General features: G+C 72.5%; 18 protein-coding genes. 13 read left to right on the forward strand and 5 right to left on the reverse strand.

Annotated elements, in window-relative coordinates; translation table 11 throughout:
• Nucleotides 1–156 precede the first annotated feature (156 nt).
• From ACFYYB_RS18865 to ACFYYB_RS18905, 9 genes are all read left to right on the forward strand, one after another.
• Nucleotides 157–1,194, forward strand: a complete 1,038-nt coding sequence (locus ACFYYB_RS18865; RefSeq protein ID WP_389436324.1) for an oxidoreductase — start codon at nt 157–159, stop codon at nt 1,192–1,194.
• Nucleotides 1,195–1,235: 41 nt separating this feature from the next.
• Complete coding sequence (locus ACFYYB_RS18870) at nt 1,236–1,559, forward strand: putative quinol monooxygenase (RefSeq protein WP_389436325.1); 324 nt, start codon at nt 1,236–1,238, stop codon at nt 1,557–1,559.
• A 409-nt stretch (nt 1,560–1,968) separates the two neighbouring features.
• Nucleotides 1,969–3,018, forward strand: coding sequence for a beta-ketoacyl-ACP synthase 3 (locus ACFYYB_RS18875; RefSeq protein ID WP_389436326.1), 1,050 nt, complete (start codon nt 1,969–1,971; stop codon nt 3,016–3,018).
• Nucleotides 3,019–3,262: 244 nt separating this feature from the next.
• On the forward strand, nt 3,263–3,511 hold the full coding sequence (locus ACFYYB_RS18880) for a phosphopantetheine-binding protein (protein ID WP_389436327.1): 249 nt from the start codon (nt 3,263–3,265) through the stop codon (nt 3,509–3,511).
• Entirely contained in the window at nt 3,508–4,764 is a 1,257-nt protein-coding gene (locus tag ACFYYB_RS18885; protein WP_389436328.1) for a beta-ketoacyl-[acyl-carrier-protein] synthase family protein, read from the forward strand. Before ACFYYB_RS18880 ends, ACFYYB_RS18885 begins: the two co-directional genes overlap by 4 nt.
• Before the next feature lie 37 nt (nt 4,765–4,801).
• Complete coding sequence (locus ACFYYB_RS18890; RefSeq protein WP_389436329.1) at nt 4,802–5,797, forward strand: 3-oxoacyl-ACP synthase III family protein; 996 nt, start codon at nt 4,802–4,804, stop codon at nt 5,795–5,797.
• A 5-nt stretch (nt 5,798–5,802) separates the two neighbouring features.
• Nucleotides 5,803–6,369 carry a carboxymuconolactone decarboxylase family protein gene (locus ACFYYB_RS18895; RefSeq protein ID WP_389436331.1) on the forward strand — a complete coding sequence of 189 codons (567 nt, stop codon included), beginning with the start codon at nt 5,803–5,805 and terminating at the stop codon, nt 6,367–6,369.
• Nucleotides 6,366–7,694 carry a cytochrome P450 gene (locus ACFYYB_RS18900; RefSeq protein ID WP_389436332.1) on the forward strand — a complete coding sequence of 443 codons (1,329 nt, stop codon included), beginning with the start codon at nt 6,366–6,368 and terminating at the stop codon, nt 7,692–7,694. The genes ACFYYB_RS18895 and ACFYYB_RS18900 overlap by 4 nt, the downstream gene beginning before the upstream one ends.
• 282 nt (nt 7,695–7,976) lie before the next feature.
• Nucleotides 7,977–11,162 carry a S8 family serine peptidase gene (locus ACFYYB_RS18905; RefSeq protein ID WP_389436333.1) on the forward strand — a complete coding sequence of 1,062 codons (3,186 nt, stop codon included), beginning with the start codon at nt 7,977–7,979 and terminating at the stop codon, nt 11,160–11,162.
• A gap of 106 nt (nt 11,163–11,268) precedes the next feature.
• On the opposite strand, the gene ACFYYB_RS18910 is transcribed toward ACFYYB_RS18905, so the two are convergent.
• Together ACFYYB_RS18910 and ACFYYB_RS18915 are read right to left on the reverse strand one after the other, a co-directional pair.
• Nucleotides 11,269–13,800 carry a discoidin domain-containing protein gene (locus ACFYYB_RS18910; protein WP_389436334.1) on the reverse strand — a complete coding sequence of 844 codons (2,532 nt, stop codon included), beginning with the start codon at nt 13,798–13,800 and terminating at the stop codon, nt 11,269–11,271.
• Nucleotides 13,801–13,923: 123 nt separating this feature from the next.
• Nucleotides 13,924–14,613 (reverse strand): MBL fold metallo-hydrolase, encoded by a 690-nt coding sequence (locus ACFYYB_RS18915; RefSeq protein WP_389436335.1) that lies wholly within the window; start codon nt 14,611–14,613, stop codon nt 13,924–13,926.
• A 138-nt stretch (nt 14,614–14,751) separates the two neighbouring features.
• Here ACFYYB_RS18915 and ACFYYB_RS18920 point away from each other — a divergent pair, with 138 nt between their 5' ends.
• The 4 genes from ACFYYB_RS18920 (at nt 14,752) to ACFYYB_RS18935 (ending at nt 18,294) form a co-directional block, all read left to right on the forward strand.
• Complete coding sequence (locus tag ACFYYB_RS18920; RefSeq protein WP_389437203.1) at nt 14,752–15,660, forward strand: GlxA family transcriptional regulator; 909 nt, start codon at nt 14,752–14,754, stop codon at nt 15,658–15,660.
• 96 nt (nt 15,661–15,756) lie between these two features.
• A complete protein-coding gene (locus ACFYYB_RS18925) occupies nt 15,757–16,245 on the forward strand; it encodes an isochorismatase family protein (protein WP_389436336.1) in 489 nt (162 codons plus the stop codon).
• 32 nt (nt 16,246–16,277) lie between these two features.
• A complete protein-coding gene (gene thpR / locus ACFYYB_RS18930) occupies nt 16,278–16,904 on the forward strand; it encodes an RNA 2',3'-cyclic phosphodiesterase (RefSeq protein ID WP_389437204.1) in 627 nt (208 codons plus the stop codon).
• Between the two features lie 58 nt (nt 16,905–16,962).
• Complete coding sequence (locus ACFYYB_RS18935; protein ID WP_389436337.1) at nt 16,963–18,294, forward strand: MFS transporter; 1,332 nt, start codon at nt 16,963–16,965, stop codon at nt 18,292–18,294.
• 9 nt (nt 18,295–18,303) lie between these two features.
• On the opposite strand, the gene ACFYYB_RS18940 is transcribed toward ACFYYB_RS18935, so the two are convergent.
• The 3 genes from ACFYYB_RS18940 to ACFYYB_RS18950 all read right to left on the reverse strand — a co-directional run bounded on the left by ACFYYB_RS18940 (nt 18,304) and on the right by ACFYYB_RS18950 (nt 19,797).
• Nucleotides 18,304–18,657 carry a VOC family protein gene (locus tag ACFYYB_RS18940; RefSeq protein WP_389436338.1) on the reverse strand — a complete coding sequence of 118 codons (354 nt, stop codon included), beginning with the start codon at nt 18,655–18,657 and terminating at the stop codon, nt 18,304–18,306.
• 23 nt (nt 18,658–18,680) lie between these two features.
• A complete protein-coding gene (locus ACFYYB_RS18945) occupies nt 18,681–18,887 on the reverse strand; it encodes a hypothetical protein (RefSeq protein ID WP_389436339.1) in 207 nt (68 codons plus the stop codon).
• Nucleotides 18,888–19,014: 127 nt separating this feature from the next.
• The gene (locus ACFYYB_RS18950) at nt 19,015–19,797 is read right to left on the reverse strand and encodes a GntR family transcriptional regulator (protein ID WP_389436340.1); all 783 of its coding nucleotides are present in this window, start codon (nt 19,795–19,797) and stop codon (nt 19,015–19,017) included.
• Nucleotides 19,798–19,896 lie beyond the last annotated feature (99 nt).

Consider the following 19,896-nt stretch of genomic DNA (forward strand, 5'->3'; position numbering starts at 1 on the left):
TAGCGGCCTTCGGTGGCGTGCAGGGGTCCCCGGGAGGCGTCCTCACCGGGCGGGTTACGGTGTCCCTTCATTCGAGGGGGAACCGTCATGTCGCACCACGCTGGGTGGAATCAGCACCCGGACCGGCCCGTGCCGCCGCAGTGGGGAGGTGGCTGGATGCCTCCCCCCGCACCGCAGCCGGGCGTCATACCCCTGCGCCCGCTCACCACGGGCGAGGTGCTGAGCGGAGCCTTCGCCACCTTCGGGCGGTACTGGAAGCCCCTGATCGGCGTCATGGCCGCGGTACAGGGCATCGGGATCCTGGTCGTGGCAGCGGCGCTCGGGATCACCTTCGCGGCCACCTACGACCGGTTCTCCGCCCTCTTCGATCCCGCCTCCGGAGAAGGCCTCGAGGGATCGGACGTGGCGGCCCTCTTCCTGTCCTTCATACCGGCGGGCGTGGTCATGCTCGTCACGATGACCGTGGGCGCCGCGATGTTCACGGCGCTGTGCCCCGCGCTGGTCCAGGAGGCGGTGCTCGGCCGCGCGGTGACCTTCGGCGCGCTGTGGCGCCGCGGCTGGTCACGGCTGCCGGCGGTGCTGGGCACCGTACTGCTCACCGCGCTCTCGGCGGGCGGGCCGGCGATCCTGCTGTACGCGATCTGCGTCCCACTGCTCATCATGTCCGCGGACCTGGACGGCTCCGGCCCGCCGGCCGTCTTCTTCCTGCTCCTCCTGGGCACGCTCCTGTGCATCCCGTTCTCGGTCTGGCTCACGGCCCGGTTCAGCCTCGCTCCCGCCGCGGCGGTGTGCGAAGGGCTCGGCCCCGTCGCGGCGCTGCGGCGCTCTTCGCATCTGGTCCGCGACGGCTGGTGGAAGGTGTTCGGCACCTGGCTGCTCGGACATCTGGTGGCGATGGTCGTGGGGTACATCATCCAGATGCCGTTCGGCTTCGTCGGCATGTTCGGCTTCTTCCCGAACATGCCGGGGCCGGACGATCCCTCGCCCGAGGTCAGCGCGCTGATCTTCCCGATCCTGTTCTACGTGGTGACCCTGACCCTCGGCGGTGTCGTCAGCTCGCTGTTCCAGTTCAGCTTCCCGCAACTGGTCGTGGCCCTGATCTACGTCGACCAGCGGATGCGCAAGGACAACCTCGCGGCGGCGCTCACCGCCACCGCCTTCCCCGCGCCGTCGGCGGCCCCCGAGCAGGGCTGAGGCCGGCACGAGCCGCGGGGGCTCGCGCCTACAATGGTCGAATGATCTTCATTGTGGTGAAATTCCCCGTCAAGTCCGAGTACGTCGAGCAGTGGCCCGAGCTGGTCGCGGAGTTCACACAGGCCACCCGCGCCGAGCCGGGCAACCTGTGGTTCGAGTGGTCCCGCAGCCTGGAGGAGCAGGACACCTACGTACTGGTCGAGGCGTTCCAGGACGACGCCGCGGAAGCGCACGTCACCTCCGCGCACTTCCGCGCGGCCCTCGAGACCATGCGGCCCCTCGTCACCCGGACGCCGGAGATCGTCAGCACCACCATCGAGGGCGCGACCGGCTGGAGTCGGATGGGCGAGCTCCAGGTCGACTGACGACCGTCCGGCCGGGAGGAGTGCGCGTGCAACACGTTCAACAGGCGCACCCCTCCCCTGCCGTTGCCCCGGGCCCGTCGAAGCGGTTGTGGGTCCGGAAGTGGCACCACCATCCCAACGCCACCATCCCAGCATCACCATCAGCACCACCCCAACGTCAGCAAGACGCCTGGACAGCCGTACCCGGTTCAGCCTTTGGGGCGATACCCCGATGGCCCATCGGCCGTAACGTTTCTTCCTGCACGCCCGTGAGCTGCGGCAATGACGTCGAACAGGGTGTCCAGCACATCCGTTCCCCTTCGCCTCCGCACCCGCCGTGATCTTGACCCGCCCTACAGTCGTGCCGCTCCCCCGAGATCCCTCCTGAGAGACGTGCGTGACTTCCCTCCTGCCTTGCTCAGAAGACCAGTTGACACCCCCCGCCACCCGCTCCGCCCCGCCCGCGGCGGTCCTGGAGGGCATCGCCGGATACGTTCCGCCCCGGGTGGTCGCCAACGCCGGACTCCCCTCGGCATGGGGCATCGACGACGCCTGGGTGCACCGCCGCACCGGAATCCGCGAGCGGCGCCGGGCCGAACCCGGCGTGTCCACCGGCGAGCTCGCCCTCGAAGCCGGGCGCCGCGCCCTGGCCGTGGCGGGCGGCGCTCCGGTGGACACCGTGCTCGTGGCCACCTCGACCCCGGACCGGCCCATGCCCGCGATGGCCCCGCAGCTGGCCACCCGTCTGGGCCTGGGCGGCGCTGCGGCCTGGGACGTGAACGCCGCCTGCAGCGGCTTCCTGTACGGGCTCGCCACCGCCGCCGGCGCCCTGCTCTCCGGCTGCGCCGACCGGGTCCTGCTCGTGGCGGCCGACCTGTACTCGACCCTCCTGGACCCCGAGGACCGCTCGGCCGGCATCGTCTTCGGCGACGGCGCGGGCGCCGTGGTGCTCCGCCGGGGCCGCTCCGGGGAACCGGGGAGCATCCTGGCCTTCGACCTCGGCAGCGACGGCTCGGGCGACGAGCTGATCGAGGTGCGGGGCGGCGGCGCCCGGGAGCGGTCCGACCCACAGGCATACGGCCCCGGCGACCGCCACTTCCGCATGCAGGGGCGCGAGGTGTTCCAGCACGCGGTGACCCGGATGACCCAGTCCTCGCAGACCGTACTGAAGCACGCGGGCTGGTCGCCCGAGGACGTGGACCGGTTCTGCGCCCATCAGGCCAACGCCCGCATCGTGAAGGCCGTCGGGGAGCGCCTGCCCGTACCCGGTCCGCGCCGGATCACCAATATCGAACGGGTCGGCAACACCGGCGCCGCGTCCATCCCGCTCGCCCTGGCCGACGCGGCTTCGCGCGGCGAACTGCACGCGGGGGAAAGGGTGTTGCTCACCACCTTCGGCGCCGGGCTCACCTGGGGGTCCGCGGCCGTGCTCTGGCCGCGGCTGGAGCGTGCGGTGCCCGGGATCGAACCGGCGCCCTGAGGCCCGTTCCCCGTTCCCCGTTTCCCCTTCCCCGCGCACCACCGGGCCCGCCCGTACCCAGCCGTGCTGCGACCGACCGCAGCGCCCTCTCCCGAGAGGCTCGCACTGAGCTCCGGGCGGCCCTCTGCACCCCCGCCCAAATCCCCCTCTCGCACGACGATCCCGGCTCCCGGCTGCCCGCTACCCGCCGGCAGCCGACCCCGGCCTGTTTCAGCTCACCCCCGTCCCGGAAGGACACATCGCCATGCCCCCGGTCCAGACCGTGCTCACCACCGTGCTCACCGAGAAGTTCGAAGTCTCCCCCGAGAGCGTCCTGCCCGACGCCACCCTGGAGAGCCTCGACCTCGACTCGCTCGCCCTCGCCGAACTGGCGCTCGCCCTCCAGGAGGAGCTCGGCGTGAAGGTCGAGGAGCACGAGGCCGCCCGGCGCACCACCATCGGCGAGCTCGTGGCCGTCCTCCACTCCAAGCGGACCGAACGGGACGCCCTGTGACGGGCTCCCCGCTCCGCCGCGCCGTCGCCGTCACCGGCCTGGGGCTGATCACTCCGGCCGGGTTCGGCCGCGAGGAGACCTGGGCCGGTGTGCTCCGGGGCCGTTCCACCGCGGAGTCCGATCCCGAGCTGAAGGACTGCCCGGTCGACTTCTCCTGCCGCATCCCCGCCATGACCCCCGACCAGGGGCGCATCGGCGGCCGCAAGGCCTGGCGGATGGGCCGCTTCACGCAGCTCGCGGTGCTCGCGGCCCGCGAGGCCGTGGCGGACGCCGGGCTCGACCCCGCCTCCTGGGACGGGGCGCGCGTGGCCGTGGTGATCGGCTCCGGACTGGCCGGCGCCGCCCATCTGGAAACCCAGACCCTGCGCCTCCACCAGGGGGGACCCGACCTGGTCGCTCCATCCCTCATCCCGATGCTCATCCCCAACATGGCCGCCGGCGAGGTCTCGGCGGACCTCGGCGCCCACGGTCCCTCCCTGGCCACCGAGACGGCCTGTTCCTCGGGGGCGACCGCCCTGGCCATCGCCAGGGACCTGCTGCTCTCCGGCGCCTGCGACATCGCGATCGCCGGCGGCTCGGAGGCCGCCGTGACCCCGGTGATCACCACCGGGTTCGCCCGGATGGGCGCCCTGTCCGGGCGGTCGGACCAGCCCGCGCTGGCCTCCCGGCCGTTCGCGGCGGACCGGGACGGCTTCGTCATCGCCGAGGGGGCCGCAGTGCTCGTACTCGAGCGGCCGCGGGACGCGGCGGCCCGCGGGCGGCGCGGCTACGCGCACCTTGCCGGAGCCGGCCTCACCTCGGACGCGCACCATCCGACGGCTCCGTCCCCCGGCGGGGAGTACGCCGAGGCGGCCCTGCGGGCGGCGCTCGCCGAAGCCGGGCTGTCCGCGGCCGACGTCGACCACGTCAACGCCCACGGAACCTCCACCCCCCTCAACGACCGCACCGAGGCCGAACTCATCGCCCGCGTCCTGCCGCACGGCCCCAGCGTGACCGCCCCCAAGGGGGTGCTCGGCCACAGCCTCGGCGCCGCCGGCGCGGTGGAGGCCGCCCTCGCCGCACTCACCATCCGGGACTCCCGGGTGGCACCGATCGCCAACCTCACTGCGGGCGGCTCCGGTTGCGGCTCCGGCACTCCGTACGACATCGACTGCGTGACCGGCACGGCGCGCGAGCAGCGGGTCACCACTGCCGTCAGCCACTCCTTCGGCTTCGGCGGGCACAACGTGGTGCTCCTCCTCACCGCGCCCTGACCTCCGCCGTCCCCCACCAGCAGAAGGCTTCGTACCCTTGGCCCTTCACAGTGCCGTCGTCCACGCCACCGTCCACGTACCGGAGGGGCGCCAGAGCGTGTCCGCGGTCGAGGACCGCTTCCGGGCCGGCAGCCCCGGGATCCCCATGTCCCGGGGCGTGCTGCAGCACATGTACGGGCTGTCCCAGCGCACGGTGGCCCCCCACGAGGAGCAGCCCTCCGACCTGGCGGTGCACGCCGCCCGCAGCCTCCTCGAGGAGAGCGGCACCCCGGCCGGGAAGGTGGACCTGCTGCTGTACGCCGGCATCCTCGCCGATATGGAGGAACCGGCCACCGCCCATGTGGTGGCCGCCAAACTCGGCCTGGACTGCCCGGTGTTCGACTTGAAGAACGCCTGCAACGGCGTACTGAACGCCCTGGAGGTGGCCGACTCCTTCATCCGGACCGGACAGTACCGGCGGGTGCTGATCTCCAGCGCCGAGGTCAGTACCCGGGAGAGCCGGTGGAGCGTCACCGACCCGGACGAGGTGATGGGCGCCCTGCCGAGCCTGAGCACCGGCGACATGGGTTCGGCGGTGCTGGTCTGCGCGAGCACCAGGCCCGGGATCCTCGGGAGCCGGTTCTTCGCCAACTCCTGGGGCTGGCAGGCGGCGACGCTGCCCAATCCGTACGCGAACCACCGCACGATGGGCCGCCTCGAGATCGACTCGGCCCGGCTCGTGGACTCCTTCGACGGGATGCCCGCCAAGGTGCGCGCAGCGGTGCGCGAACTCGGTGTGGACGTCGATGACTTCGACCTCGTCTGCGTGCACCAGCCGTCCGTGCCGTTCACCCGGGTGGCGTGCGGCTGGGTGGGCGTGGACCCGTCGCGGATCCTCTCCACCTTCCCCGCGCACGGCAACGTCGCGACCAACACCATCCCGCTCCAGCTCGCCACCGCCCTGAAATCGGACCGGCTCCATCCGGGCGACCTGGTGGGCATGTTCGGGTTCGCGAGCGGCGCGAGCGCCGGCGTCGTCATCTGCCGGTGGTGAGCCCGATGGCCACCGAACCCCCGAGGCGTCCCGTACGCATCGCCCCGCTGCCGCCCGAGCGGTGGACGCCCGCGCTGCGCGAGCTGCTGGCCGGATCCGCCCAGGACGGACCGGGCCGGGTGAACCTCTTCGGCACCCTCGCCCACCATCCCGCTCTCGCCCACGCCTGGCTCTCCCTGGCCCGGGTCCTCACGCACGAGGGGACCTTGTCGAGCCGGCAGCGCGAACTGGTCGTCCTGCGGACCGCGCACCGCCGTGGCGGATCCTTCGTGTTCGACCGTCACCGCGCGGTCGCCGCGGACGCCGGGCTGGACTCCGGGGAGGTGGCGGCCACGGCCGCTCCGCTCGCCGAACACCCCTGGTCCGCGGCCGATCTGGCCCTGCTGGAGACGTCCGACGCGCTCGCGGCCGGTGAGCAGCTGCCGCAACCGCTGTGGGACCGGCTGGCGGCCGGACTGCGCCCCGACCAGTTGATCGAACTGCTGCTCCTCGCCGGGCAGTGCGCCACCATGTGCGCCACCCTCGGCGCCCTCCACACCCCGCCCGACGGCGGCCGAGCCCCCTCCGGATGAGATCCGCCACCATGACCGTCACCGCCACCGCCACCGCCGCCACGCCGACCGCCGCCGCTCCCGGCACCGCGGCGCCGCTCACGCTCCCCGCCCCCTACGGCTCCTGCCCCTACGACCCGCCGCCCGGCTATACACAGGCCGCTGCCGGGGCTCCGGTCAGCCGTGCCGAGCTCCCCGACGGCACCCCCTGCTGGCTTGTGACGGGCCATCAAGAGGTACGGGCGGTGCTCGCCGACTCCCGTTTCAGCGCCGACGCACGCACCCCGGGATTCCCCTTCCTCTCCCCCGGCCAGCGTCAACTGGCCACCGCGCAGCCCAGTTTCATCCGGATGGACGACCCGGAGCACGCCCGGCTGCGCCGGATGGTCGCCAGGGACTTCCTGACCCGCCGCGTCCAGGAACTGCGCCCGGCCATCGTCGAGGTGGTGGAGGCCGCCGTCGAGGCCATGACCGCCGACGGCCGCCGGAGCGCCGACCTCGTCGCGGACTTCGCGCTGCCCGTGCCGTCCCTGGTCATCTGCCTGATGCTGGGGGTCCCGTACGAGGACCACGCACTGTTCCAGTCGCTGAGCCGGACCCTGCTCGACAACACCACCGCCCCCGGCCGGGCCTCCGAGGCGCACCGCGAGCTGATGGGCTACCTGGCCGGGCTGGCCGAGCGGAAGCGGCGGGATCCCGGGGACGACATCCTCAGCCGGCTCGCGGTCCGCCCCGACCTGACCGCGCGGGAAACGGCCTCGCTCGGCTTCATGCTCCTGATCACCGGCCACGAGAGCACCACCAACATGGCGGCGCTCAGCGTCCTGGCCCTGCTGCGCCACCCCGAGCAGGCCGCCCGGCTGCGGGCCGAACCGGCCCTGATCCCCGGGGCGGTGGAGGAACTGCTCCGCTACCTCACGATCATCCACCTCGGGCTCGGCCGGGCCGCCACCGAGGACGTCTCGGTGGGCGGGGCGCCGATCAGGGCCGGGGACGGGGTGATCTGCATGCTGTCCACCGCCAACCGGCAGCCCGAACTCTTCGCCACCCCGGACACCGCCTCGGACGCCACCTCGGACGCCGCCTCGGACGCCGCCTCGGACGGCGTCCCGGCCTGCCCCGCCGAACTGGACGTGACCCGGGACGCGGCACGCCGGCACGTGGCGTTCGGCCACGGTCCGCACCAGTGCCTCGGCCACACCCTGGCGCGGGTCGAGCTCCAGATCATGCTGGAGGCCGTCCTGCGCAAGCTGCCGGGCCTGCGCCTGGCCGTACCCGAGGAGCGGCTCGTTTTCCAACGGGACACCATCGTCTACGGGTTGCGGGAGCTGCCCGTGACCTGGTGACACCGGTTCCGGTCAACCTCCGTGTACTGCACCGGAATTTGTTCGGGGGACCGAGAACCGAACGGGGCTCCGCCGCGTGATAGCCGACACGATCGGCATGTACACGAACACGGGGGAACACGGGTGGGATTCGTAGGGAGAGCCAGGACCGCTGCGCTCGCCGCGGCGGTGACCGGGACACTGATCGCCGGGACCGTGTCGGCCGGCGCCCAGCCGGCGCAGGACGGTAGGGGGGCTTCGGCGACGGGCAGGCCGAAGAGTGATGCGAAGCCCCCGGCGACGGTGACCCTGATCACGGGTGACCGGGTCGTCGTCAAGGGCGACGGAAGCGTCGAGCGGCTACTGCGCGGCGCGGGCCGTGAGGGGATCGCCTTCTCGGTGCGTCGCGAGGGCGCGTACACGTACGTCATTCCGCAGGACGCCCTGCGCCTGGTCGCCGACGGGGTGCTCGACCGGCGCCTGTTCGACGTCGCGGGGCTGGTCCGGGACGGGTACGACGACGCGCACCGCACCACGCTGCCCCTGATCGCCGGCTATCGGCGCGACGCGTCGGGGGCCAAGACCTTCGGTGCCTCCGGCGACACGCTGGCGGCGGTCGCCCGCGACCGTCGCGAGCTGCCCGCGGTGGCGGGCGAGGCGTTCAACGCGCCGAAGGCCGACGCCGCGGCCCTCTGGACGGCGGTCACCGGCCGGAAGGACGCCCGCACCCTGGGCTCCGCGCCCGTACCGCCGGTCGCGCACCTGTGGCTGGACGGCAAGGTGAGCGCCACCCTGGACAAGAGCGTGCCCCAGATAGGCGCGCCCGCCATGTGGAAGGCGGGCTTCACCGGCAAGGGCGTCAAGGTGGCGGTCCTGGACACGGGGGTCGACGAGACCCACCCGGACCTCAAGGGCGTCGAGACCCTGCAGAAGAACTTCAGCAGTTCGCCCGACTCCAAGGACCGGTACGGGCACGGTACGCACGTGGCCTCCACGATCGCCGGATCGGGCGCGCGGTCGGGCGGCCTCTACAAGGGCGTGGCACCCGGGGTGCAGCTCCTGGACGGCAAGGTCCTGGGCGACGACGGTTTCGGATCCGACTCCGAGATCGTCAGCGGTATGCAGTGGGCCGTGGACCAGGGCGCGACGGTGGTCAACATGAGTGTGGGCTCCCCTGACCAGCCCGGCACCGACCCCATGGAGGAAGCGGTCGCCCAGCTCTCCGGCAAGGCGCTGTTCGTGGTGGCCGCGGGGAACGAGGGCCCCAAGGCGGGCACCCTGCGCACGCCCGGCAGCGCTCCCGCCGCGCTCACCGTGGGCGCGGTGGACAAGCAGGACCAGCTCGCGGAGTTCTCCAGCCGCGGACCGAACGCCGACGGGGTGACCAAGCCGGACATCACCGCCCCGGGCGTCGACATCACCGCTGCCGCCACCACGCAGGGCGAGTTCCCCTCGCCCGACGGCTACCGCAGCATGTCCGGCACCTCGATGGCCACCCCGCACGTCGCGGGCGCCGCGGCCCTGGTGCGCCAGCAGCACCCGGACTGGAGCTCGGCCCAGATCAAGGCCCTGCTGACCGGATCGGCCAAGCCGAACCCGGCGAACAACGCCTACGAGCAGGGCGCAGGCCGCACCGACCTGGCCCGCGCCGTCAAGGCCGTCGTGAACGCCGCACCCGGGTCCCTCGCCTTCGGCACGCACTCCTGGCCGCACGCCGACGACAAGCCGGTCACCAAGACCCTCACGTACCGCAACCACGGCACCAAGCCCGTCACGCTCAAGCTGAGCACGGCCGCCACCGACGCGACGGGCCGCCCGGCCCCGGCCGGGATGTTCACGGTCAAGGACTCCACGCTCACGATCCCGGCCGGCGGCACCGCGAAGACCACCGTGACCGCCGACACCCGCAAGGGCACGAAGGACGGCATCTTCGGGGGCAGCGTGCTGGCCGCCGGGGAGGGCCAGGAAGTGCGCACCGGCCTCGCGGTCGAACGCGAGGTGGAGTCGTACGACATCTCCCTGCGGCATCTGGACGTGAACGGCGCGAACCCGGCCACCTACTACACCACCGTCACCAAGCTCGGCACGGGTTTGGAGGGCCGCTTCGAGGTCCCGTACGACCCCAGCGGCACGGTCGTCCAGCGGCTGCCCAAGGGCGACTACCTGCTGGAGGGCGTCGTCTGGGGCCCGGGCCCCACCCTGGGCTTCTTCGTCCAGCCGGTGCTGAAGGTCACCGGGAAGAGCACGGTCACCTTCGACTCCCGCAAGGCCAAGCCGTTCGCCGTGACCCCGCCGGATCCGGGCGCGAAGCTGGTGAGCGCCTACGCCGGGTTCTCCGACGACGCCGCGATGGTGTCCGACATGTGGGCCACCGACGGGACGACGAAGATCCTCACCCAGCACCTGGGCCCGGCCGCGCCCACGCTGCGGGCGCAGTACAACGGCTTGTGGAAGACACCGGGCGCGGCGGGCAAGAACGTCGACTACCGGCTGGCTTTCAACCGTACGGGCACCTTCTTCAACGGGCTCGACCGCAAGGTCACCCGGGCCGACGTCGCCGAGGTCAAGCTCGGCTTCGGGTCCTCGGTCGCCGGAACGAAGGGCCAGATCACCGCGATGGCGACGGACGACCGGGGGTACACCGCCGGGGTGCATGACGCTCCGGTACAGAGCCTGCCGCTGGCGAGTACCCAGTACGTCAGCACGGAGGGAGTGCGCTGGTCCTGGACGGCCTCGCAGCTCGACTCCGGAGGCGAGGTGCGCACCATCTACACGCACAACCGGGTGTCCTACAAGCCGGGCAAGAGCTACACGCTGAACTTCAACACCGGCGTGGTCGGCCCCGACCTGGATGCCGGGGACGAACAGGGCGGGTGGCGGACCGGCAACTACCTGGACGCCAACGTCGGGGTGTTCAACGACGGCGGCGGGCACGAGGGCTACTCCATCCCCACGGGGGGCTTCACCCGGCTGGAGTCGGGCGGCAAGGTCATCGCCGAGACCCCGTCCACCGGCTGGTTCAGCGCCGAGCTCCCGGCCGGGTCCGCCGTGTACCGGCTGACCAAGGAGTCCACCCGGTCCGCCAAGGACACCGCCACCAGCACGAAGGTGCGGGCGAGCTGGACGTTCACCTCGGCCCGCCCGGCCACGGACCAGCCGGTGAAGCTGCCGCTGTCGTCGGTGCGGCTCTCGCCGAAGCTGAGTCTGAGCGGAACGGCGCCCGCGGGCGGCGCGCTGAAGGTGCCGCTGCGGATCGGTGGGGCGGCCGCCGCGAAGGACCAGGTCGCCGCACTGACGGTCAGGGTCTCCTACGACGGGGGCAAGACCTGGCAGCTCCTCGCGGTGGCGACGGACGCGGAGGGCGCGCGTTCGGTGACCGTGCATCACCCGGCATCGGCCAAGGCCGTGTCGTTCCGGGTGGATCTGAAGGACAAGGCCGGCAACACGGTGCGGGAGACGATCACGAACGCCTACCTGCTCGCTCCCTGAACCGACCGTACGACGCTCCGGCCCGGCCCCGCATCCAGCGGGCGCCGGGCCGGACCCGTTCCCGACCGCCCCGCCGGGGAGGTCCCGGCGGGGCGGCGGGGGTGGGTCAGGAGATGGTTGTGAAGCGGGCCTGGCTCGGGACTCCCTGGGGGTCCAGGGCGAAGAGCATGTAGGTGCCCGGCAGGACCACGCCGGGGTCGGCGGGTATGGACACCGTGTAGGTGCCGGTTCCCGTGGCCGTGGAGGTCAGGGGGACCCTTCGCTGGTCGTTGTCGGTCGAGTGGGTCGCGGCCGCCGCCCGCATCAGGACGAAGGACGCGGCCGGGGTGGAGGTGGACAGGGTGAGGGTCGCGCCGGGGGACGTTCTCGCGGGGACGTTCCCCGTGATCTCGGGACGCGGCTTCGGGGATCCGTCCTGGTTCAGGAGGTACGGCGGTGTGAAGACGGCCCCGTCGGCGTGATTGGTGGCGCAGTCGCCGCACAGGCCCCCGCCGCCGGAGAAGACCCGCCCGTCCGGCAACAGGTTGGCCACGCTGTGGTAGTTGCGTGGGACCGCCATGGTGGCGAGCGGGGTGAAGGCGCCGGTCGCCGGGTCCCACAGCTCGGGCGTCAGGACCGAGGTCGCGTCGCTGAAGGGGACCGGGTAGCTCTGCCCGCCGAAGACGATGACCTTGCCGTCGGGCAGGACCACGCTGTTGGCGAAGGCCCTGGCGTATTCCATGTCTCCGGTGCGGGCGGTTTCGACCTGGGTGCCCGCGATGCCCACGGTGTAGGCGCGGCGCGTGGCGGGGGTGTTCTGGTAGGCGGGCGAGCCGCCCAGGGTGAGGAGTTTGCCGATGTCGTAGGCGACGGCGTTGCCCGTCATGGCGTCGGCGCTGTCGGACCGGGTGCCGGCGGGGGTGATGCTGCCCGTGCCGGTGGTCGAGATCCAGTTCATCTGCTTGCTCGGGCCCAGTTGGAGCACCTTGCCGCCCGAAGTGGCGTGCAGCCACATGTGGTTGTCTGCGCGGTAGGGCCCGGCCGGGTCGGCCGTGGAGGCCTGGAGCGCCGGGACTCCCGGGAGGCCGCGCCAGGTCCGGGTGTCCGGCGACCAGACCTCGGCGGCCTTGTCGCCCGCGGGTCCGCTCCAGGATCCGCCCAGGACGAAGGCCTCGCCGGTGGAGAGCAGCGTCATGGACTGGTAGCCGCGGGGGATGTTCATGCTGCCGGTGGCGGACCAGTCGTCGGTGGCGGGGTCGTAGATGCTGGCCTTCTCCGCGTTGCTGCCCCCGGTGACCAGCACGCGGCCGTCGGCCAGCATGGCTATGCCGGGGCAGAACATGTCGTGCCCGGTGTTGTCGATGCGGCGCTGGGTGACCTTGCCCGTCTTCAGGTCGAGGATCGCCGTCTGGGTGTAGCCGTTGCTGCCGCCGAAGCGGTCCACCGCGTACGCGGACCAGGCCAGGAGCTTGTCCCCGGGGAGGACGGCGGTGGCCACGGGGACCAGGGGGAATCCGGTGATCCGGCCCCAGGATCCGTGGACGGCGGGGGCGGCCGGCCCGCTCAGCCGGATCTCGGCGGCGGAGGTCCACGGGCCGCGGGCGCCGGCCTCGGTGGTCACGGTCAGCCGGACGAACCTGGCGTTCGCGGCACGCGTGAAGGTGGCGGTCTTGACGGTGTCGTCGTCGCGCCAGGTGCCCGCGGCCACCGGTGCGCCGAAGGCGGTGCCGTCGGTGCTGGTGGTGACGGTGTAGGCGCCCGCCCGGCCGTTGGGGCCGTTCGTGCGGGGGTGGTAGACGAGCGCCGAGACCGCGCTCGTGCGGTGCATGTCGATGGTGACGCTGTGCGGGAGCGGGGCCGGGGTGCCGGACCACTTGCTGTGCCAGAGCGTGCCGGTGTCGCCGTCGAGGACATTGGCGGCGCGGCCGTTCTCGCTGCCCGTCTCCTCGTCGCTCGCCGCGGCCGTCCATCCGGTCCGGGCCAGGTCCACGGTGGCTTCCGGGGTGCCGGGGTCGCCCAGCAGGTTGATCTCGGAGGCGGAGGTCCACGGGCCGCGGCCGCCGGCCTCGGTGAGTGCCGTGAGGCGAACGAACCGGGCCCCCTGCGGGGCGAAGCCGAGCGTCTTGGCACTGCCGTCGTCCGCGAGCGTGCCGCCGGCGACCGGGGCGGGCCAGTTCACTCCGTCCGCGCTGACGCTGAGGGTGTACTCGCCGACGCGTCCGTTGGCCCCGTTGGTGCGGGGGGTGTAGACGAGCGCCGAGACCACCGCCGTACGGTGCATGTCGATGGTGACGCTGTGCGACAGCGGGGCCGGGGTGCCGGACCACTTGCTGTGCCAGAGCGTGCCGGTGTCGCCGTCGAGGACGTTGGCCGCGCGGCCGTTCTCACCGGCCGTCTCCTCGTCGCTCGCCGCGGCCGTCCATCCGGTCCGGTCGAGCACGGGGGCCGTCGGCTCCATGGCGTTCGCCGGCGCCACGCCGTGGTGCGGCGACTGCTGCGCGGTCTCCTCGGCGGGGGGCGCGGGGGTCGGGGTGGGCGTCGGGCTCGCGACCCCGAGCCACGGCGTGAAGCCGATCAGCAGCGCGCCGAGGCCGAAGACGATGAGCAGCCGGGATCTGCGGAACGCGCGGGGTAAGGCGAGGAAGCGCCTGGACTGCAATCTGACCTCCTGGGGCGAACCGGTATGCCCCATGGAAGATAGGTCAGCACGTCAGCAACTCACCTAAATGAGCGTGGAGTTGACGCAAAACTGCGGCCACCGGCGCGATCCGGCGGGGCGGGGTCAGACCGGCACCGGACCGTCGGCGGCGAAGGGACCGCCGTGGCCCGGGACGATCAGGTCCGCCGCGGCGAGCACCCGCAGCCGGGAGGCGCGCAGCACCTCGCGGTCCGGGGCCACCGGGTCGTCGGCGGGGCCCTGCGCGTGCCACCACAGGTCGCCGGCGAACGCCACGACGCCCGTGTCCGTTCCGGCCAGCAGGGTGATGTCCTCGTGGCTGTGTCCCGGCGTGCGGATCAGGCGCAGGGAGGGGGTGAGTTCGTAGCCCTCGGCGTCCCGGTTCGTCCACTGGTCGCCCTGGTACTCGACCTTGTGGTCGTGCACCCGTGCCCCGCCGAACAGGCCCACGTTCATGGTGTTGTCCGGGTGGTGGTGACTGAGCACCACGTCGGTGATGTCCTCGGGGCCGAGGCCCAGTTCCGCGAGCGGGCCGAGGATGTCCGCGTGGCTCGCCACCATGCCCGGGTCGAAGATGAAGTGCCGGCCGGCGTCGGATACGTAGGAGACGGTGGCGGCGACCCCGGGGCCGGTGGAGCCGACGTAGCCGGTGGTGAGGATCTTGTAGACGGCGCCGCGGCCCAGCGGTGCGTCGGCACGGAGGCCCTGTGCGACGTCTGCGTTCGTGCCGGTCGTCGCGTCCGTCTTCGTGCCGGTCGTCGCGTCCGTCTTGGCGTCTGTCTTCGTGTTCGTCATGGCTGTAATCCTTCCGCGTCGGCGGGGAGCCCACGAGTGGCACACCTGCCAGTGATCGCAGGATTCGTGCCACGGTGGCAGACTGCTCCCGTGCCCCCTTTCAAGACCGTCGCCGCGTACGTCCCGCCCGGTGTCGGCATGCTCGCCGTCGGGATCGTCAGCGAGGTCTTCGGACCGCACGGACAGGGGCTGCCCGGCTTCGAGTTCGCCCTGTGCGCCGAGCGGCCCGGGCCGGTCCCCACCGACATCGGCGTGCCGCTCGCCATCGAGCACGGCCTCGACCGGCTGGCCGCCGCCGATCTGGTGATCGCCCTGCCGGGGGCGGGTTTCCGTACACCGCCCGGTCCGGCGGTGCTCGACGCACTGGTCGCCGCGCACGGGCGCGGCTCCGTGCTCGCGGCCCACTGCGTCGGCACGTTCGCGCTCGCCGAGGCCGGGCTGCTCGACGGGCTACGGGCCACCACGCACTGGCGGTTCGCCGAGTTGCTGGCCGACCGCCATCCGGGCGTAGCCGTCGAACCGGACGCCCTGTACATCGACGAGGGCAGGATCGTGACGGGCGCCGGAGCCGCCGCCGGATTCGATCTGTGCCTGCACCTGCTGAGGCGGGAGTACGGGGCGGCGATGGCCAATGGTGTCGCCCGGGACATGGTGCTGCCCTCGCACCGCGACGGCGGGCAGGCCCAGTACCTCGCCGCGCCCGTCCCCGAGGACTGCCTCGACGAGCGGCTCTCCGAGGTGCTCGCCTGGGCCCGCGAGCACCTCCACGAGCCGCTCCCCGTCACGGAACTGGCTCGCCGTGCCGTGATGAGCAAGCGCTCCTTCGCCCGCCGGTTCACCGCCGCGACCGGCACCACCCCGCACGCCTGGTTGCGGAACCTGCGGCTGAGCAGCGCGGAGGAGCTCTTGGAGAGCACGGACCTGCCCGTCGAGGAGATCGCCCGCCGGGTCGGCTACGGCAGCGCGGCGGTGCTGCGCGAACAGTTCGTACGGCGCAGGGGAGTTCCGCCCCGCTCCTACCGCCGTTCCTTCACGAGCACGCCGTAGCCCTGGTTCGGATCTGCTTCAGGCCCGCGTCAGGCCCGCGTCAGGCCCGCGTCCGGCGCCCGGGCGCTGCCGCACCGCTGTCCTATGATCACTCCCGTGACCTCCGCGCTGATCCTCATCGACCTGATGCCCCGCATCATCGCCATGCCCTTCGCCCCTCACTCCGGTGAAGAGGTCCTGGCCCGCTGCCTGCGACTGGCCGAGTCCTTCAGGTCGGCCGGGCGCCCTGTGGTGCTCGTCCGGGTGGACCGGCCGGGCGTCGCGGAGCAGCCTCCGGGCAGCGGATTCGCCGACGGGCTGGTGCGGGCCGGCGACGTTCTGATCGTCAAGCAGACCGTCGGGGCCTTCCACGGCACCAGGCTGGACGAGCGGCTGCGCGGCCTGGGCGTGGACACGGTGGTGCTCGCCGGGCTGGTCACCACGATGGGGGTCGAGTCCACGGCGCGGGCCGCGAGCGACCACGGCTACGAGCTGGAGTTCGTGGCCGACGCGATGTCCGGATTCACCGCCGACGAGCACGAGTTCACCGTGCAACGGATCTTCCCCCGCTTCGGGGACGTGCACGACACGGCCGACTACGCCTGATCACCGTGAACGACATGAACGACATGAACGACATGAACAGCGCGAACAACGTGCCCGATGTGAACGACTCGACCGAAGAGACCCGGCCCGCGACCGTTCGCGTGTTCATCGCCCTCGCCCCGCCCGACACCGCGAAGGAGGAGCTCGCGCGCGAGCTGGGCCCCGCGTACGCCGCGTACCCGGACATGCGGTGGAACCGCATCGAGGACTGGCACATCACCCTGGCGTTCCTCGGCGAACTGCCGGTCGAGGCCGTCCCGCCCCTGCGGCCGCCGCTCGCGGAACTCGCGGCGGCACGCGGTCCCGTACGCCTGGCCCTGCGCGGGGGCGGCCATTTCGGCGAGCGGGTGCTGTGGAGCGGGATCGACGGGGACCTCGACGGGCTGCACCGACTCGCCGCCGATGTCCGCGCCGTGGTCAAGGAGTGCGGCATCCCCTTCGAGGACCGGCCGCTGCGGCCGCACCTGACGCTGGCGCGCGCCCGCCGCAACGACGCCTCCTCGGCGGTGGAGGCCGCGGCCGGACTCGCCGGGTTCACCGGCCGACGCTGGCGGACGGAGCGCCTTCACCTGGTCGGGAGCAACATCGGGCGCGGACCGGGACCGATCCACTACCGCGACATCGAGGCGTGGAACCTCGGCGGCGAGGAATCTCCTTGACGCTAAGCCACTTACCGCTAAGCTACTTCCCGGCAATCTAATCGGGGGAGAGAGCGACGTGGTCAAGGGCAAGCGCGAGGAACGGGTGGCGGGCGAACGCTCGCTGCTCCTCGGAGTGGGCATCAGCTCGATCGGGATCGGGATGTACATCCCCTTCTCGCTCGTCTTCTTCCACCACGTCACCGGCCTCTCCTTCGCCGTCGTCGGCATCGTGCTGACGGCGACCGGCCTGGCCGGGCTCGCGGTCATGCCGCTCGCCGGCTCGGCCGTCGACCGGTTCGGGGCCAGGAAGGCCAACCTGCTGCTCTACGCGGTCCGGGCCCTCGGCTTCGCCCTCTACCCGCTGGCCGGGTCGCTCCCCGCCTTCGCCGCCGTCGCGCTGATCACGGCCCTCGCCGACCGCTCCTTCCCCGTCGTACAGCAGTCGCTCATCGGGGAAGTGGCCCGGGGCGGCGCCCGCGACCGGCTCCAGGCCTCCATCCGGGCCCTGCAGAACGCGGGCATGGGCGCCGGCGCCCTGGTCGTCTCGGGAGTCCTGGCCCTGTGGGGCACGGACGGGTTCACCTACACCGCCTGGGGCAACGCGGTCGCCTTCGCGCTCGCCGGTCTGCTCGTCAGCCGCGTGAAGGCGGTACGGGAGCACGCGCACGGCGAGCTCGGCGCGGCAGGTTCGGTCGGACCCGTCGGCTCGGCCAAGCGTCCGCCCGCGGGCTACCGGATGGTGCTCGCCGACCGGCCCTTCCTGGGCCTGACCGCCGCCAACTTCCTGACCGCGCTCGGATACTCGGCGCTGTCCGTCCTCTTCCCGCTCTACATCAGCACCTGGCTGCACGGACCCGACTCGCTCACGGGCGCGGCCTTCACCGTCAACACCGCGCTCTGCGCCGGGATCGGCGTCCTGATCGCGAGCCGGGTCCGCCGTTCCGGAGCCCGCCGCACCCGCTCCGCGGCCCTCGGCGCGCTGCTCTTCGCGGCCGCCTTCGCGGGGCAGATCGTGCTCGGCACGGTCCGGCCCGGACAGACCGCGACGCTGGTCGCCCTCCTGGCCATCGTCGTGGTCTACACCGTCGGCGAACTGGTCCACAGCCCTTCGGGCGGCGCCCTGTCGGTCTCGGCCGCGCCCGAGGCCGTACGCGGCCGCTACCTGGCCACCTACCAGCTCTCGTACTCCCTGGCCACCGCGCTGGCGCCGTCCCTCTTCACCGGGTTGCTCGCGCTCGACGGGCGCCTGCCCTGGGCCTTCCTGACCGTCGCCGCACTGGGCGCCGCGCTCGCCCTGACCCGACTGGAGCGCCACCTCCCGCCGGAGGCGGTACACGCCGTCCGCCCGGCGCCGGTGTCGGCGTCGACTCCGGCCACCACCCCGGCTTCGGCTCCCGCTCCCGTCTGAGGGGCGTGATCAGGCGGGCTGCCACAGCTCGATCCGGTTGCCCTCCGGGTCCGTGACCCAGCCGAAACGGCCGACGCCGTCCATGTCCTGGGTTTCGGGCGCCACGTCCGCGCCCTTGGCACGCAGCTGCGCGAGCATCGCGTCCAGGTCGCGGACCCGGAAGTTGAGCATGGTCTGCTGGGCGGGGGACCCGAAATAGTCGGTCCCGGACTCGAACGGCGCGAACACCGTCGGCCCGGCTCCCTGACGCCACAGCCCGTGTTCGTCCGAGTCCAGCCCCAGGCAGTCCCGGTACCACGCACCCAGGGCCGCCGGATCCGCGGCCCGCACGAAATACCCACCGATTCCCAGCACACGTTCCATGCCGCGATCCTGCCAGGACGCCGTCAGAATCCCTTGCCGAGCGCGCCCAGCAGCACGGGGTTGATTCCGTTCTCGACTTCCGGGAGCGGCCGGGGCTCGGGTCCCCGCCCCTGGAACATGGGGCGGATCCCCCTCAGCCCCTGCGTCCCCTCGGCCGCCCACGGCGCGTCCGATTCCGGCAGCGACACCGTCAACCGGTACGGACCGACCTCCCAGTGCACCTCGGTCATCGCTCTCGCCTCTTCCTCGAACCGATCAAGTATCCGTTTTGCCCAATCTACGACCGGCTCGATCCCCTGCGAGAGACCAAAGGTCCCCACCCAGGGTGTCGTTGGCCCCTGGAGCTGCCGCCCCGGCTCAGTCCCGCCCGGACTCCGCCGTCAGCGTGGCGTGGAAGCGGTAGCGGTCGGCGCGGTAGACGACGCGGTTGAACTCGCACGGGCGGCCGTGCTGGTCGTAGGTGAGCTGCTCGATGTGCAGGACGGGCGCACCCTCGGGCAGCTCGAGCAGGGGGGCCTCGTCCGGTGGGACGAGGGCGGAGTGGACGGTGTAGCTCGCGCGGGTGGGGGCGACGCCGCGCGCGGTGAGCTCGGTGTAGAGCGAACCGGTGGTGTAGTCGGGCTCGCCGATGCCCGGTGCACGCTCAGCCGGGACGAGGGTGACGGAGTGGCACATGACCGCGTCGTCGAAGAGCCGCACCCGGTCCAGCTCGAAGATTCCCGCACCCGGCAGGACCTGGAGGGTCTCCGCCTCCTCGAAGTCCGCCGGGCGCAGCCTCGCCCCGATGACGCGGGCGGTCGGAGTGAAACCGAGCCTACGGCCGTACTCCTTGAGCCCGCCGATCAGCTCCGAGGTGTGCTCGAAGGCCGGGACGGGTCCTGCCCCGGCGCCGGCGGCGACGTGCCAGCCCGCGCGTTCCGCCGACCCGACCCGCCCCTCCTCCTGGAGGGCGTGCAGCGCCTTGCGGAGGGTGACCCGGCTGACGCCGAGGCGCTCGCAGAGGTGGCGCTCGGAGGGGAGGCGCGTGCCGGGGGCGAGGGCGCCTGCGGCGAGGGCGTCGGCGAGGGCGTCGCGCGCCTGCAGGTGGACGGGCCTCGACCCGTCCCGGAGGACGGGGCGCAGGTCGAGGGGCTGATTCACCCCTCCAGTATTCACCTGGCCAGACCATCTCTGTACCAGGAATGGACCAGAAGGATGAGCCGCGATCAGGGTCTCCTCAGTCCACGGACCTGGAACTAC

Origin of the sequence: Streptomyces sp. NPDC002886 (assembly GCF_042888445.1) — a bacterium.
Lineage (GTDB): Bacteria > Actinomycetota > Actinomycetes > Streptomycetales > Streptomycetaceae > Streptomyces.

Bases quoted from the DNA above. Each gene is read 5' to 3' on its own strand.
- ACFYYB_RS18865 (WP_389436324.1), top strand. From the start codon at position 157: ATGCCTCCCCCCGCACCGCAGCCGGGCGTCATACCCCTGCGCCCGCTC.
- ACFYYB_RS18870 (WP_389436325.1), top strand. From the start codon at position 1,236: ATGATCTTCATTGTGGTGAAATTCCCCGTCAAGTCCGAGTACGTCGAG.
- ACFYYB_RS18880 (WP_389436327.1), top strand. From the start codon at position 3,263: ATGCCCCCGGTCCAGACCGTGCTCACCACCGTGCTCACCGAGAAGTTC.
- ACFYYB_RS18895 (WP_389436331.1), top strand. From the start codon at position 5,803: ATGGCCACCGAACCCCCGAGGCGTCCCGTACGCATCGCCCCGCTGCCG.
- ACFYYB_RS18900 (WP_389436332.1), top strand. From the start codon at position 6,366: ATGAGATCCGCCACCATGACCGTCACCGCCACCGCCACCGCCGCCACG.
- ACFYYB_RS18915 (WP_389436335.1), bottom strand. From the start codon at position 14,613: ATGACGAACACGAAGACAGACGCCAAGACGGACGCGACGACCGGCACG.
- ACFYYB_RS18920 (WP_389437203.1), top strand. From the start codon at position 14,752: ATGCTCGCCGTCGGGATCGTCAGCGAGGTCTTCGGACCGCACGGACAG.
- thpR (WP_389437204.1), top strand. From the start codon at position 16,278: ATGAACAGCGCGAACAACGTGCCCGATGTGAACGACTCGACCGAAGAG.
- ACFYYB_RS18940 (WP_389436338.1), bottom strand. From the start codon at position 18,657: ATGGAACGTGTGCTGGGAATCGGTGGGTATTTCGTGCGGGCCGCGGAT.
- ACFYYB_RS18945 (WP_389436339.1), bottom strand. From the start codon at position 18,887: ATGACCGAGGTGCACTGGGAGGTCGGTCCGTACCGGTTGACGGTGTCG.